14 protein-coding genes are annotated in these 13,218 nt (G+C 74.6%); 6 read left to right on the top strand and 8 right to left on the bottom strand.

All coding sequences use genetic code 11. The features are described from left to right. Position 1 precedes the first annotated feature (1 nt). From ACGH2B_RS03240 to pssA, 3 genes are all read left to right on the top strand, one after another. Positions 2–1,207 (top strand): acyl-CoA dehydrogenase family protein, encoded by a 1,206-nt coding sequence (locus ACGH2B_RS03240; RefSeq protein WP_399083736.1) that lies wholly within the window; start codon positions 2–4, stop codon positions 1,205–1,207. 171 nt (positions 1,208–1,378) lie between these two features. After that, positions 1,379–2,026, top strand: coding sequence for a phosphatidylserine decarboxylase (locus ACGH2B_RS03245; RefSeq protein ID WP_399083738.1), 648 nt, complete (start codon positions 1,379–1,381; stop codon positions 2,024–2,026). Continuing rightward, positions 2,013–2,864, top strand: a complete 852-nt coding sequence (gene pssA, locus ACGH2B_RS03250; RefSeq protein ID WP_399083741.1) for a CDP-diacylglycerol--serine O-phosphatidyltransferase — start codon at positions 2,013–2,015, stop codon at positions 2,862–2,864. The genes ACGH2B_RS03245 and pssA overlap by 14 nt, the downstream gene beginning before the upstream one ends. 327 nt (positions 2,865–3,191) lie before the next feature. Here pssA and ACGH2B_RS03255 read toward each other — a convergent pair whose 3' ends face one another. Then, positions 3,192–4,349, bottom strand: coding sequence for a glycerate kinase (locus tag ACGH2B_RS03255; RefSeq protein WP_399083744.1), 1,158 nt, complete (start codon positions 4,347–4,349; stop codon positions 3,192–3,194). Positions 4,350–4,478: 129 nt separating this feature from the next. Here ACGH2B_RS03255 and ACGH2B_RS03260 point away from each other — a divergent pair, with 129 nt between their 5' ends. The 3 genes from ACGH2B_RS03260 (at position 4,479) to ACGH2B_RS03270 (ending at position 6,742) form a co-directional block, all read left to right on the top strand. After that, positions 4,479–4,985 carry an NUDIX domain-containing protein gene (locus tag ACGH2B_RS03260; protein WP_399083746.1) on the top strand — a complete coding sequence of 169 codons (507 nt, stop codon included), beginning with the start codon at positions 4,479–4,481 and terminating at the stop codon, positions 4,983–4,985. Between the two features lie 369 nt (positions 4,986–5,354). Continuing rightward, on the top strand, positions 5,355–5,867 hold the full coding sequence (locus tag ACGH2B_RS03265; RefSeq protein WP_399083749.1) for a GNAT family N-acetyltransferase: 513 nt from the start codon (positions 5,355–5,357) through the stop codon (positions 5,865–5,867). Positions 5,868–5,929: 62 nt separating this feature from the next. After that, positions 5,930–6,742 (top strand): DUF4037 domain-containing protein, encoded by an 813-nt coding sequence (locus ACGH2B_RS03270; protein ID WP_399096657.1) that lies wholly within the window; start codon positions 5,930–5,932, stop codon positions 6,740–6,742. Positions 6,743–7,195: 453 nt separating this feature from the next. Here ACGH2B_RS03270 and ACGH2B_RS03275 read toward each other — a convergent pair whose 3' ends face one another. The 7 genes from ACGH2B_RS03275 to ACGH2B_RS03305 form a co-directional block, all read right to left on the bottom strand. Continuing rightward, positions 7,196–7,768, bottom strand: a complete 573-nt coding sequence (locus ACGH2B_RS03275) for a methylated-DNA--[protein]-cysteine S-methyltransferase (protein ID WP_399083752.1) — start codon at positions 7,766–7,768, stop codon at positions 7,196–7,198. 109 nt (positions 7,769–7,877) lie between these two features. Continuing rightward, the gene (locus ACGH2B_RS03280) at positions 7,878–9,350 is read right to left on the bottom strand and encodes an AlkA N-terminal domain-containing protein (protein ID WP_399083755.1); all 1,473 of its coding nucleotides are present in this window, start codon (positions 9,348–9,350) and stop codon (positions 7,878–7,880) included. A gap of 101 nt (positions 9,351–9,451) precedes the next feature. Beyond that, positions 9,452–10,423 carry a prolyl aminopeptidase gene (gene pip / locus ACGH2B_RS03285; protein WP_399083758.1) on the bottom strand — a complete coding sequence of 324 codons (972 nt, stop codon included), beginning with the start codon at positions 10,421–10,423 and terminating at the stop codon, positions 9,452–9,454. Between the two features lie 41 nt (positions 10,424–10,464). Then, entirely contained in the window at positions 10,465–10,845 is a 381-nt protein-coding gene (locus tag ACGH2B_RS03290; protein ID WP_399083761.1) for a 5-carboxymethyl-2-hydroxymuconate Delta-isomerase, read from the bottom strand. A gap of 592 nt (positions 10,846–11,437) precedes the next feature. Then, positions 11,438–11,989: an O-acetyl-ADP-ribose deacetylase gene (locus ACGH2B_RS03295; RefSeq protein ID WP_399083764.1), complete on the bottom strand. Its 552-nt coding sequence runs from the start codon at positions 11,987–11,989 to the stop codon at positions 11,438–11,440. A gap of 264 nt (positions 11,990–12,253) precedes the next feature. Next, on the bottom strand, positions 12,254–12,379 hold the full coding sequence (locus ACGH2B_RS03300; RefSeq protein WP_399083767.1) for a hypothetical protein: 126 nt from the start codon (positions 12,377–12,379) through the stop codon (positions 12,254–12,256). A 42-nt stretch (positions 12,380–12,421) separates the two neighbouring features. Continuing rightward, the gene (locus ACGH2B_RS03305) at positions 12,422–13,207 is read right to left on the bottom strand and encodes an NAD-dependent epimerase/dehydratase family protein (protein WP_399083770.1); all 786 of its coding nucleotides are present in this window, start codon (positions 13,205–13,207) and stop codon (positions 12,422–12,424) included. Between the last annotated feature and the right edge of the window lie 11 nt (positions 13,208–13,218).

A 13,218-nucleotide genomic window follows, 5' to 3' on the forward strand; every position in this document is an offset into this window, starting at 1 on the left:
CATGTCCCGTCTCGCGCAGACCGAGGGCCTGACCGACATCCAGCGGGAGATCCTCGCCACCGTCCGCGACTTCGTGGACAAGGAGATCATCCCCGTCGCCACGGAGCTGGAGCACCGCGACGAGTACCCGACGCGGATCGTCGAGGGCCTCAAGGAGCTGGGCGTCTTCGGGCTGATGATCCCCGAGGAGTACGGCGGTCTCGGCGAGTCCCTGCTGACGTACGCGCTGACCGTGGAGGAGATCGCCCGCGGCTGGATGAGCGTGTCGGGCATCATCAACACCCACTTCATCGTCGCGTACATGCTCAAGCAGCACGGCACGCGGGAACAGAAGGAGTACTTCCTGCCCAAGATGGCGGCGGGCGAGATCCGCGCCGCCTTCTCGATGTCGGAGCCGGCGCTCGGCTCGGACGTCGCCGCGATCTCCTCCAAGGGGGTGCGCGACGGCGACGACTATCTGCTCACCGGCCAGAAGATGTGGCTGACCAACGGCGGCTCGTCGACGCTGGTCGCGGTGCTCTGCCGGACCGACGAGGGGCACCCCGAGGGCACCGCCCCGCACAAGTCGATGACGACCTTCCTCGTGGAGAAGGAGGCCGGTTTCGGTGAGGTGCGTCCCGGTCTGACCATTCCCGGCAAGATCGAGAAGATGGGGTACAAGGGGGTCGACACCACCGAGCTGATCATGGACGGTCTGCGCGTCCCGGCCGACCGGGTGCTCGGCGGAGAGACCGGACGTGGCTTCTCTCACATGATGGACGGCGTCGAGGTCGGCCGGGTCAATGTCGCCGCGCGCGGCTGCGGCGTCGCGCGGCGCGCCTTCGAGCTGGGCATCGACTACGCCCAGCAGCGTCACACCTTCGGCAAGCCGATCGCACAGCACCAGGCGATCCAGTTCAAATTGGCCGAAATGGCAACAAAGGTCGAAGCCGCCCATGCAATGATGGTGAATGCCGCACGCAAAAAGGACTCAGGGCAACGAAACGACCTTGAGGCGGGCATGGCGAAGTACCTGGCCTCCGAATACTGCAAGGAGGTGGTGGAGGACGCGTTCCGCATCCACGGTGGCTACGGCTTCTCGAAGGAGTACGAGATCGAGCGCCTCTACCGCGAGGCCCCGATGCTGCTGATCGGTGAAGGTACCGCCGAGATCCAGAAAATGATCATCGGCCGGCGGCTACTGGAGGAGTACCGAATCCAGGGGTGAAATTCCCCTTTGCCCGGATTTCACCTAGACGAAGATCACACCGCGTCATCCTTGTTCGGCCACGGATTGGCTCTGGCTCTTGGCCAGTTGCCGCTCGTAACCGATAGCATCCCCGGAAAGCCGCCGTCCCCCGTAACCGCTACGCGGCATCCTCCGCTACGAAGGTCATCCATGCCCCACAGCCAATCCTCTGCACCACGCGGTCGCGTCCGCCTCGCGCGCGGAGCGTCGCCGTGGCTCCTCCCGACCGTGGCAACGGCAGCGGTCAGCCTGGCCCGTTCCCGTCGCTCGGGACGCTGGGCCGCCGTCGCCGTGCCCACCACCGCTCTCGCGGCGGGCATGCTGTGGTTCTTCCGCGACCCCGAGCGCGAGATCGCGCCGGGCCGCGTGATCAGCCCGGCCGACGGTGTGGTGCAGAGCATCATGCCGTGGAAGGACGGACGCACCCGCGTCGCGATCTTCATGAGCCCGCTGAACGTCCACGTCAACCGTGCGCCGCTGGCCGGCACGGTGACGTCCGTGGAGCACATCCCCGGCGGGTTCGTCCCGGCGTTCAACAAGGAGAGCGAGAACAACGAACGCGTCGTCTGGCATTTCGACACCGAGATCGGTGACGTCGAGATGGTCCAGATCGCCGGTGCGGTGGCCCGCCGCATCGTCCCTTACGTGCCGCAGGGCACCAAGGTGGAGCAGGGCGAACGCATCGGTCTGATCCGCTTCGGCTCCCGCGTCGACGTCTACCTCCCGGAAGGCGTCGAAGCGGCGGTCGAGGTCGGACAGGCCACCACCGCGGGGGTGACTCGTCTTGACCGTGATTGATCCCGAAACCCAGGCCGGCTGGGCTCCCGAGAACGAGGAGGAGGGGGACGTCGACATGCCGCTGTCCACGCGGCTGTCGATAGCGGACACCCTCACCCTCGGCAATGCCATCTGCGGCTTCATGGCCGTCTACTTCACCACCACCGGCGTCCTCATCCCGCACCTGACGGGCATGGACGACGGCGGTATGGCGCGGCACAGCGCGGCGATGGCCGTGATCTTGATGCTGCTCGCGTCGGTCTTCGACCTCTTCGACGGACTCGTGGCGCGCAAGCTGCGGGCCTCCGCGATGGGCGCCGAACTCGACAACCTCTCCGACCTGATCAGCTTCGGTCTCGCCCCCGCCTACTTCGTCGTCACCTGGGGCATGGTCGCCCAGGACGCGAACCAGCAGGTGTCGGTGGTGGCCGCGGTCGTGGTCCTGCTCGCCGTGGTGCTGCGGCTCGCGCGTTTCTCCTGCGTACCGATGCGGGACGGGATCTTCCAGGGGATGCCCGGACCGTTCGGCGCGCTGACCGTCGTCGCCATCGTCCTGCTGGAGCTGCCGTTCCTGCCGACGCTGCTGGCGATCATCGGGGTGGCCTGGCTGATGGTGAGCCGGGTCGAGTACCCGAAGCCGCGCGGCCGCCTCGCCGTGGCGATGCTCGGCTGGATCGTGCTCAGCATGGGCATGCTCGCCGCCTGGGCGCTGGACGCCCCCGCCGGCCAGCGGCTGCTGCAGACCGGCTGCGCCCTGCAGATCGTCCTCGGTGCGATGATCCCGCTCTTCGCGACGGCCCGGCGGGTGAACACCTTCCGCGACAACCGCCGCGAGGCCCGCGCCGCGCAACTGCCGTAACGGCACGTACGAACTCCTCCGAGAGCCCCGAGCGAATCAATCGCTCGGGGCTCTCGACGTGTGTGGGGCCGGGGCTCCCTGGCAGGGCGGGCCGGGAGCCGGTGGCCCGGCGCCCCCGGGCACTCGCCGGGTGGCCAGGGACTCCTCGGGGCGGGTGCGGTCGAGGGGGACGGGCCGGGCCGGGGCCTGGTCCGAGGCTCGCCGGTGGCCGGGGGTTCCCCGGTAGCGCTGGTCCCGCGCCGGTGGCCAGGCGGCCCGTACGGGGGGCTCATGGTGTACCCGGCCCGTACGGGTGGTCCGCCGTGTGCTGTCCCGGCCGCCCGGGGCTCAGCTCAGCAGGTCGCGGGCGAGCTGTTCCGCGGCGCGTTCCAGGAGGGGGCCCGCCTGGGCCATACAGCGCTCCGGGTCGCTCTCCAGGGCCGTCAGCGGGTACGCGCGGCGGATACCGGCGGCGGCGAGCGCCTCGGGGGTCAGGCGCAGCCGTCCGCAGACCGCGGCGACCTCCAGGCCGGCGGCGCGGGCCGCCGCGGCGACGCCGGCGGGCGCCTTGCCGTGCAGCGTCTGCTCGTCGAGGGAGCCCTCGCCGGTGATCACGAAGGTCGCCCCGGCCAGCGCGGGCGCGAAGCCCAGCACCTCCAGCATCACGTCGATACCGGGCCGGAACGTGGCGCCCAGGCCGACCAGCGCGCCGTAGCCGATACCGCCCGCCGCGCCCGCGCCGGGCGCCTGGGCGCACTCCGCGGCCCAGGAGCCGAGTGTCCGCTCCAGGACGGTGGCGTAGTGCGCGAGCGCCGCGTCCAGCTCCGCGACGTCCGCCTCGCTCGCGCCCTTCTGCGGGCCGTAGACCGCGGGCGCGCCCTTGGGGCCGGTGAGCGGGTTGTCGACGTCGCTGGCGAGGACGAGGTCCGTGGTGGCCAGCCGCGGGTCGAGGCCGGTCAGGTCGGCCGTGGCCAGCGCGTGCAGGGCGCCGCCGCCGGGGCCCACCGGCGCGCCGTCCGCGTCGAGGAGGCGGGCGCCGAGTGCGGCCAGCATGCCCGCGCCGCCGTCGGTGGTGGCGCTGCCGCCGACCCCGAAGACGATCGAGACGGCCCCGGCGTCCAGCGCCGCCCGCAGCAGCTCGCCGGTGCCGTACGTGGTCGCCGTCAGCGGGGCGAAGACGCCGGACGGCAGGTGCTGGAGGCCGGACGCCTCGGCCATCTCGACGACCGCGGTGCCGTCGTCGCGCAGCGCGAAGGTCGCGGTGACCGGGGCGCCGGTGGGGCCGGTGACCCGTGCCTCGTGCCGGGTGAAACCGGCCGCGAGCGCGGCGGCGACGGTGCCGTCACCGCCGTCCGCGACCGGCACGGCCGTCACGCCGAGGTCCGGGACGGCGCGGCGCAGGCCCGCCGTGACGTGCGCGGCGACCTCGACGGCCGTGAGGGAGCCCTTGAACTTGTCCGCGGCGATCAGCACATGTGCCGCGCGTGTCCTTGCTGCGTCCGCCATCGTGTTTCCCCTTGCTTTCGAACTGGCAGTCGCGCCGCTGCGACCCTATCCGGCGAAAGCCACCGCGAACAGGGCTTCCCCGGGCGATGGCGGGCCGCGCGGGGCCCCGGCTCTCCTATGCTCGCCGCCATGACGACCATGGATGAGGCGACCTACATCGCGAGCCTGCCGCGGGTGCTCTCCGGCGCCGGAACCGTCCTGCGGGACGCGGCGGGCCGGATCCTGCTGGTGGAGCCGGACTACCGGGACTGCTGGCTGCTGCCCGGCGGCACCGTCGAATCGGACACCGGGGAATCCCCCCGCGAGGCCGCGCGCCGCGAGACGGCGGAGGAGATCGGCCTGGACCTCCCGCTCGGCCCGCTGCTCGCCGTCGACTGGGTCCGCAGCCCCGGCTGGCCCCCCGTCGTCTCGTACCTCTTCGACGGCGGCGTCCTGGACGAAGCCGCACTCGCCTCGATCCGCCTCCAGGAGGACGAACTGCTCTCCTGGCGCATGGCCCCCTGGGAGGAGGCCGCCCGCCTGCTGGACCCCCAACTGGCGCTACGGGTGCGGGCCGCGCTCGACGCGCTGGAGAGGGGGACGGGGACTGTGGAGCTGGAGGATGGGCGGGTGCCGGGGAGCTGGGCGGAGGGCTGAAGCCGGGACCGGGCCGAAGTGGTCGGAAACGGTGGGGCGGTCGGGTGTATGGGCAGGTCGGGGAGGGGGAGCCCCGCGAATGCGGGGGTGGTCCGCCGAACGGGAAATCCTCACCACCGGCTCGATCGTGAGCCCCGCGGGTGCGGGGGTGGTCCCGGAAAGTTCGACTCGCTGATGAACACCTTCAAGTGAGCCCCGCGGGTGCGGGGTGGCCCCGGGACGAACAACGGTCCGGACGGCAAGCCGTTGTAGGCCCCGCAGATGCGGGGACCCCCGGCCCCACTCCGCGGCAACTGCTCTCCGACGAGTGAATCCGGGCGCCAGGAAATCCCGTTGAGCACCCCCGCCCCCGCCCGTACCGTGCCCCGCATGGTGCGATCTCCCCGGCTGGTGCCGGTCACCCACGAGAACGTCGAGGCCGCCTGTGAGCTGCGGGTGCGGGCCGAGCAGGAAGGGTTCGTGCGGCCGGTGGCGGTGTCGTTGGCGGAGGCTTATGTGCGGCCGGAGCGGGCCTGGCCTCGGGTGATCGTGGATGAGGGGCGGGCCGTCGGGTTCGTGATGGCGTTCTTGGATGTGCGGTTCCGGCCGGACGAGCCCGGGGACCGGCCGCGTAGCGGGTTGTGGCGGCTGAACATCGCGGCGGGTGAGCAGGGCAAGGGGTACGGGACGTTCGCCGTGCGGGCCGTCGGGGGGATGTTGCGGGAGCGTGGGGCGGAGACGATGACGGTGACCTGGGGCGTCGGGGAAGGCGGGCCCGAGCCGTTCTATCTGAAGCTCGGGTTCCGGCCCACCGGGGAGCTGAGTGGGGATCAGATCGTCGCGGAGCGCCCACTGGGCGGGGATCAGAGCGGCGCACAGGGGCCGCTGCGCGCCGACGGCTGACGTCCGGCCTGCCCTTCCCCCGTACCCGTGAGCGAGGAGCTGCTGTGGAAGAGACGGAAAAGATGGAAGAGATCGCCGTACGTCTGGCCGGGGTGCCGGGGGTGGTCGGGGTGATGCTCGGCGGGAGCCGGGCGCGGGGGACGGAGCGGGCGGACTCCGACTGGGATCTGGGGGTGTATTACCGGGGCGAGGTGGATGTACCGGCGCTGGAGGCGCTGGCCGCCGAGGTCGCCGGCGGGCCCGTCGAGGTGTTTCCGCCGGGGGCGTGGGGGGCGTGGGTCAACGGCGGGGCGTGGCTGACGCCGGCCGGTGGCGGGGCGTCGGTGGACTGGATTCTGCGGGACGTGGACCGGGTGCGGCGGGTGTGGCAGGAGTGCCGGGAGGGGCGGTACGAGATCGGGGAGCAGCTCGGGCATCCGCTCGGGTTCTGGTCCCCCGCGTATCCGGGTGAGGTCGCGCTGGGGCGCGTACTGGCCGATCCCGGCGGGGAGTTGACGGAGCTGCGGCGCGCGGCGCGGGTGTATCCGGAGGCGCTGCGGACGGCGCTGTGCGGGCGGGCCGTGTGGGACGCGGAGTTCTCGGTGGCGATGGCCGCGAAGGCGCCCGGGCGCGGGGACGTGCTGCATGCGTCGCTCTGTCTGTCGCGGGCGGTCGGCGCCCTCGTCCAGGCGCTGCACGCGCACCACCGGGTCTGGTGCGTCAACGAGAAGGGCGCGCTCGCGGCGGTCGCGGCGCTGCCCGGCACGCCGCCGGAGTTCGCCCGCGACGCCGCCGCGCTGCTCGGCGGCCTCGGCACGGAGGAGGAGCCGCTGCGCCGGTCGCTGGAGCGGGCGCGGCGGTTGGTGGCGGCGGTGCGGGAGGTCGTGGACGGGTAGCGGCTGCCCCGTACGGCGACGGGTGGGGCGGGGGGCCCGCCGGGCGAACGCGGCCTCGCACTGACCGGACGCGGCCTCGCGCAGGCGGGGCACGGCCTCGCGCTGGCGGGGCACGGCCTCGCGCGGACCGGGCCGCCGGGCCGGGCCCGCCCGGAGATCCGGGCCGCCGCGCAGGCCCGTCGCCATACAGCCGTACGGGCCCGCTCGCCCTACGGACCCGGTCGCCCTACGGACCCGCTCACCGTACAGACCTGGCCGCCGTACATCCGGTCGCCGTAAAGATCCGCCCCCTGCGCAAGGATGGTCGCCCGCAGCGGGTCCGGACGGGCCTTGGCGGATGCGGCTCGCGGTGGACCCGCCTCCGGTGGGGCGCGCCGGCCCGCGCCTGACGGCCCGCCCTCGGGTGGGAACGGCCCCGGCCCCGGCGGCGGGCACCGGTCTCCTGCGGGTCGTTCACCCCACCTCCGCCGCCGGGAACAGTGTTCCGTCGCCGTCCTTCCCCGCCGTTTCCAGGGCGAGGAGGCGGCGCTTGTTGGCGAGGCCGCCGCCGTAGCCGGTGAGGCTGCCGCTCGCGCCGATGACGCGGTGGCAGGGGACGATGATGCTGACCGGGTTGCGGCCGTTGGCGAGGCCGACGGCGCGGGCGGCGGAGGGGGTGCCGAGGCGGTCGGCGAGTTGCCCGTAGGTGAGGGTCGTGCCGTACGGGATGGTGAGCAGTGCGGCCCAGACGCGGCGTTGGAACGGGGTGCCGCCGAGGTCCAGCGGGAGGTCGAAGACGGTCAGGTCGCCGCGGAAGTAGGCGGCCAGTTGCGCAGCGGTGGCGGCGAAGGGCGCTTCGCCGGGGTCGGTGCGGCGGCCGAAGGTCTCCAGCGGCGGGCGGTGACGGTGGTCGGTCATGTAGACACCGCAGAGGGCGGGCCCGGCGGCGACGAGGGTGAGCGGGCCGACGGGGGTGGGCCCGAGGACGGTGTGCGTGCGGTCGGCGGGCGGCTCGGGTGCGGTACCCGAGGGCGGGGGCGTGGTCATGGTGTGCCGTCTCGGTCGGAGGGGTGGGGCGTACGGGGTACGGGGCGGGCGGTCGGCAGGGTGGTGCGGGGCGGTGGCCGAGGCCGTGGGGTGCGGGGGCGGGTCGGGGTCAGCCGGACGGGAGGACGTTGATCGGGTGGTCCTCCGTCGCCCAGAGGTACTGGACGGCGTAGGCGCGCCAGGGGCTCCAGGCGGTGGCGTGGCGGATGAGGGCGGCGGGGGTGCCGGGGAGGCCGAGGGCGGTGGCGGCGCGGCGCAGCCCGAGGTCGGTGGGGGTGAAGGCGTCCGGGTCGCCCAGGGCGCGCATGGCGACGCATTCGACGGTCCACGGGCCGATGCCGGGCAGACCGGCGAGGCGGGCGCGGGCCTCGGCGCGGTCGCTGCCGGGGCCGAGGCGGAGGGTGCCGTCGGCGAGGGCGGCGATCAGCCCGGTGAGGGTGGTGCGGCGGGTGCGGGGCATCGCCAGTTTCTCCGGGTCGAGTCCGGCGAGCGCCCGCGGGGTCGGGAAGAGGTGGGTGAGGCCGCCCTCGGGGTCGTCGATCGCGTCGCCGTGGGCGAGGACGAGCCGTCCGGCGTGGGTGCGGGCGGCGGCGGTGGAGACCTGCTGGCCGAGGACGGCGCGGACGGCGAACTCGTCGGCGTCGGCGGTGCGCGGGACGCGCCGTCCGGGCGCCGCGTCGACCAGCGGGGCCAGCACCGGATCGCGGCGCAACTGGCCGTCGACGGCCTCCGGGTCGGCGTCCAGGTCGAGCATCCGGCGGCAGCGGGCGATGGCGCCGGTCAGGTCCCGCAGGTCGGTGAGGGAGAGGCGGCAGTCGATGTGGCCGGGGCGCGGGGTCAGCGCGGCGATGCCGTGGCCGTACGGGAGGCGGAGGGTGCGGCGGTAGGCGCCGTCGCGCCACTCCTCGACGCCGGGGACGGCGGTGGCCGCGAGGTGGCCGAAGAGGTTGTCGGGGCAGAGCGGGCGGCGGAACGGCAGCCGGAGGGTGAGAGTGCCGGGCAGTGCGGGGCGCGGGCCGGGGGCGGCGCGTTGCCGCAGTTCGCCGGGGGCGAGCGCGAAGACCTCCCGGACCGTCTCGTTGAACGTGCGGATGCTGGCGAACCCGGCGGCGAACGCCACCTCGGCCATCGGCAGCGCGGTCGTCTCGATCAGCAGCCGGGCGGTCTGGGCGCGCTGGGCGCGGGCCAGGGCGAGCGGTCCGGCGCCCAGTTCGGCGCGGAGCTGCCGCTCGATCTGGCGGGTGCTGTAGCCGAGGTGCGCGGCGAGTCCGGGGACGCCCTCGCGGTCGACGACGCCGTCCGCGATCAGCCGCATCGCGCGGGCGGTGAGGTCGGCGCGTTCGTCCCACTGCGGGGAGCCCGGCGCGGCGTCGGGGCGGCACCGTTTGCAGGCGCGGAAACCGGCCTGCTGGGCCGCGGCGGCGCTCGGGTAGAAGCGCATGTTCCGCGGTTTGGGCGGCACCGCGGGGCAGCTGGGACGGCAGTAGATCCGGGTGGTGAGCACGGCGGTGAAGAACCGGCCGTCGAAGCGGGCGTCCCGGGACCGTACGGCGCGCAGACAGCTCTGGGTGTCGGTGTGCATGGTTCAAGGATTGTCCGCCGGGCCGCACGGCGCTGGCGGAAATCCGACATGGGGGTGGGCGGCCCCGGAGCCGGACGTCCGCGGCCACCGCCCGGCCCCGTTCACCCCCGGTCGCCGGCCCCCGCGAAGCGGTCCAGCGCGCCGAGAACCGCGTCGCGGGTGGCCAGGCTGCCCTTGTGGCCGGCGTCGTCGATGATCGTCAGCTCCGCGCCGGGCCAGGCGCGGGCCAGTTCCCAGGCGGTCTCCAGGGGCGTGCTGAGGTCGAGCCGTCCGTGGATGAGGACGCCGGGGATGCCCGCGAGGCGGCCCGCGTCGCGCAGCAGGGCGCCTTCCGCCAGCCAGGCGCCGTGCGAGAAGTAGTGGGCGCAGATCCGTACCAGCGCCCGCCGGGCGGCGGAGGGGCGGCCGCCGTACACGTCGGGCGCGCCGTGCGGTTCCAGGGAGAGGACCGTGTCCTCCCAGGCGCACCAGTCGGCCGCGGCCCGCTCCCGTACCTCCGCATCGGGGTGGGACATCAGCGCGGCGTACGCGGTGAGGAGGTTTCCGTCGCGGTCGGCGGCGGGGACTCCGGCGCGGAACCGCTGCCACTGCTCGGGGAAGAAGCGGCCGGCGCCGCCGTAGAGCCAGTCGATCTCGCGGCGGCGGGTGGTGGTGACGCTCGGGATGACGATCTCCGAGACGCGGTCGGGGTGCTGCTCGGCGTAGGCGAGGATCAGCGTGGAGCCCCAGGAGCCGCCGAAGAGGAGCCAGCGGTCGATGGCGAGGTGGGCGCGGAGGCGTTCCATGTCGGCGACGAGGTGCGCGGTGGTGTTGTGGCGCATGTCGGTCGCCGGGTCGGCGGCGTGCGGGGTGGAGCGGCCGCAGCCGCGCTGGTCGAAGAGGACGACGCGGTAGCGGGCCGGGTCGAAGTTCCGGCGGGCGCGTTCCGTGCAGCCGGAGCCCGGTCCGCCGTGCACGACGAGGGCGGGCTTGCCGTGCGGGTTGCCGCAGACCTCCCAGTACACGAGGTTGCCGTCGCCGACGTCCAGCATGCCGTGGTCGTACGGTTCGATCGGCGGGTACGGCTCGGCCATGGGGTCCCTCTCGTCGTCCGGTCGGTGCCCGGGTGGGCGGGTCAGGCGTCGGCGGCGCCGGGGCCCTTGTACGCGGTGTAGGCGGTGCCCAGTTCGGTGACGTCCACCGAGGCGTGGACCACCGTGCCGGGCGGCACCGCGGCGGTGTGGCGGCGCAGGACGTCCAGGGCGGCCGAGCCCAGCGTCCGCTTGGCGACCTCCGTACGGCCCGGCAGGATCGCGAACTCCAGGTGGACCAGCGCCTGTCCGGGCTCGTCATCGCCGATGACGGTCTCCTCGACGCGCTGGAAACGGGTCCGGCAGCCGCCCACGGTGATGCCCTCGTCGGTCGCCGCCGCCACCGCGTGCAGTTCCCGGGCGAAGGCCCTGCGGTCGAGGACACCGTCCAGGGACGCGTCGTAGGAGACGAGGATCTGCGGCATGAGGACACTCCTGATCGCGGTACGGGCCGGGTGGACGGCCAGGTAGACACTGCCATACGAGGGTGGCGGGGCGGTATCGCGGAGGTGGGTGGGCGGCCCGGCCGGGCGGGGCGGCGGGGCCCCGGGTGATGCGGCGTCACCTCGTCCGGGGGCGGCTCCTCGGCGTGCGCGACGCGGGGGGGGGGCGGGGCGCTCGGAGCGGAGGCGGCGGGGCCCGGCCACTCGGGGCGGGAGGCAGGACGGGCCGCTCGGCGGAGGGGCAGGGGCCGACCGCTCGGCGTCGGCGTTCCGTGTGGAAGGCGGGCATCGCCCCGGGAGGCGTGGTGTCACCCCGGCCGGAGCAGTCCCGGGGCGCGGCCGGGCGGGGCGGCGGGGCCCGGCCGAGCTCCCGGCCGGCCAGCTCCGGCGCGCGGCCGGGCCCGGGGGCGGGCTCCCGGTGCGGGCCCCCGGACAGGCGGAGCCAGGTGTACGGGCGAGGCTTCCGGCCGCCGTATGGCCGGGGCGTCCGGACCGGCCGGGTTCCGGAGTGGGGCCCGGTCCGGCTTTCCCCGGCAGGGAGCTGAGGGCGCGCGCGGTCCGGCCGCCCGGGGCGTCAGGTCAGCGCTGCGGCGAACGCCTCGTACGCCTGGTCGTCGAAGAGGACGAAGGTGATCTCCTCGACCGCCGTCCGTGTGGCCCGTACCGTCTCGACCGCGATCCGTGCGGCGTCCGCCATCGGCCAGCCGTAGATCCCGGCGGACACCGCGGGGAACGCGACCGTCCGCGCGCCCAGTTCATCGGCGACGCGCAGCGACTCCCGGTAGCAGGAGGCGAGCAGCGCGGACCGGTCCTCGTCCCGCGCGTAGCGGGGGCCGACCGTGTGGATCACCCAGCGCGCGGGCAGCCGGCCCGCCGTGGTCGCGACCGCCCGGCCCGTCGGCAGCCCCCGCCCGTACCGCGAGGCCCGCAGGTCACGGCAGGCGGCCAGCACCTCGGGACCGCCCCGCCGGTGGATCGCGCCGTCCACTCCCCCGCCGCCCAGCAACGAGGAGTTGGCGGCGTTCACCACCGCGTCCACGCGTTGCTCGGTGATGTCCCCCCGTACGAGCGCGAGCCGGGGGCCGGAGGCGGAGGGGGCCTGGGAGTCATCGGGTGCGGCGTTCATGAACGGGAGCCTAGGGGGTGTCCCGTAACCCCTGATGGATCAGCGTGCGGCGTCGGATTCGGATGCGGTGCACCGCGAGGCGGAGGGGCGTCCGGATACCGGGCGTATCCGGATGTTCCGGCGGCGCGGCGAGGTGCCGTGGCTGCCGTCGCACGTTACGGGGCGGGGCGGCCACCGGGCCGCTGACGCGGTAGGGCGGCCCGGGCCGACGCGGGACCCCGGGTGGCGGCGAGACGCGGCCGCACCGGGGCGCCGGCGCCCGGCTCACGCCGCGGCCAGCAGGCGCGCCTCCTCCTGCGGGGACAGGCCGTGATCCAGCGGTGGTTCACCGCGCCCGCGGTCCCAGGCGAGAACGTCGGCGAGGGTCGTCGCCAGCGGGGTCGCGGGCATCCCGGCGGCCCGCGCCCGCGCCGGGTCGCGCTGCTGGGTGGGCTACTGCGGTCCGGGCCGGACGAGCGGCAGCGGCGCCGCCGGGTCGGCGGGCGCCGGGACGAGGTCGACGGCGCTGCCCGCGACCCGCGCGCAGGTGTGGATCAGCCCGGCCAGGGTGGTCGGCTCGGCGGGGCCGACCGCGTGGAACGCGCCGGGGCGGCCGTCCGTCAGCAGGCGCACCATCAGCCGGGCGAGATCCCGCGCGTCGATCACCTGGACCGGCTGTTCCGGGCGGCCCGGCAGCGCCACCCGCCCGCCGCGCGCGGCCCGGCGCAGCCAGTAGGTGACCGCGTCCTGCGCGTCGTGCGGCCCCACGACCTTCCCCGGCCGCACCACGGTCGCCCGCGCGCCGTACCGGGCGAACACGTCGTCCTCGCACGCCACTTCGAGAGGCCCGTACGTCTCCTCCGTCAGCTCCTCGGTGTCCCGGACGGGCGGTCGGCGCGGGGTGTCCTCGTCCGCCCCGGCGGCCACCCCCGTCCGGACGTACACGGCCTGGCTGGAGACGAAGAGGTACCGGCCGACGCGGTCGCCGAGCGCGTCCATGGCCTGGCCGACATGGCGCGGCACATAGCCGCTGACATCGGCGACCGCGTCCCACCTGCCCTTCCGCAGGGCCGTGTAGTCGCCGGTGTCGCGGTCGCCGATCCGCCGGGGCACCCCCGGGAACAGTTCGGGCCCCGTCCGGCCCCGGCCGAACAGCGTCACCTCGGCGCCCGCCCGGAGGGCGTCCGCCACGAGGGCACGGCCGACGAATGAGGTACCGCCGAGAACGAGAAGGCGCATGGCGCCCGACG

It is taken from the genome of Streptomyces sp. BBFR2 (genome assembly GCF_044497305.1).
Taxonomy (GTDB): Bacteria; Actinomycetota; Actinomycetes; order Streptomycetales; family Streptomycetaceae; genus Streptomyces.

Excerpts from the sequence above, each read along its gene's own strand:
- ACGH2B_RS03300 (WP_399083767.1), bottom strand. The coding sequence starts at position 12,379 with ATGCCCGCGACCCCGCTGGCGACGACCCTCGCCGACGTTCTCGCCTGG.
- ACGH2B_RS03245 (WP_399083738.1), top strand. The coding sequence starts at position 1,379 with ATGCCCCACAGCCAATCCTCTGCACCACGCGGTCGCGTCCGCCTCGCG.
- ACGH2B_RS03270 (WP_399096657.1), top strand. The coding sequence starts at position 5,930 with ATGGAAGAGATCGCCGTACGTCTGGCCGGGGTGCCGGGGGTGGTCGGG.
- ACGH2B_RS03240 (WP_399083736.1), top strand. The coding sequence starts at position 2 with ATGTCCCGTCTCGCGCAGACCGAGGGCCTGACCGACATCCAGCGGGAG.
- ACGH2B_RS03275 (WP_399083752.1), bottom strand. The coding sequence starts at position 7,768 with ATGACCACGCCCCCGCCCTCGGGTACCGCACCCGAGCCGCCCGCCGAC.
- ACGH2B_RS03265 (WP_399083749.1), top strand. The coding sequence starts at position 5,355 with ATGGTGCGATCTCCCCGGCTGGTGCCGGTCACCCACGAGAACGTCGAG.
- ACGH2B_RS03290 (WP_399083761.1), bottom strand. The coding sequence starts at position 10,845 with ATGCCGCAGATCCTCGTCTCCTACGACGCGTCCCTGGACGGTGTCCTC.
- pip (WP_399083758.1), bottom strand. The coding sequence starts at position 10,423 with ATGGCCGAGCCGTACCCGCCGATCGAACCGTACGACCACGGCATGCTG.
- ACGH2B_RS03255 (WP_399083744.1), bottom strand. The coding sequence starts at position 4,349 with ATGGCGGACGCAGCAAGGACACGCGCGGCACATGTGCTGATCGCCGCG.
- ACGH2B_RS03305 (WP_399083770.1), bottom strand. The coding sequence starts at position 13,207 with ATGCGCCTTCTCGTTCTCGGCGGTACCTCATTCGTCGGCCGTGCCCTC.
- ACGH2B_RS03295 (WP_399083764.1), bottom strand. The coding sequence starts at position 11,989 with ATGAACGCCGCACCCGATGACTCCCAGGCCCCCTCCGCCTCCGGCCCC.
- ACGH2B_RS03260 (WP_399083746.1), top strand. The coding sequence starts at position 4,479 with ATGACGACCATGGATGAGGCGACCTACATCGCGAGCCTGCCGCGGGTG.
- ACGH2B_RS03280 (WP_399083755.1), bottom strand. The coding sequence starts at position 9,350 with ATGCACACCGACACCCAGAGCTGTCTGCGCGCCGTACGGTCCCGGGAC.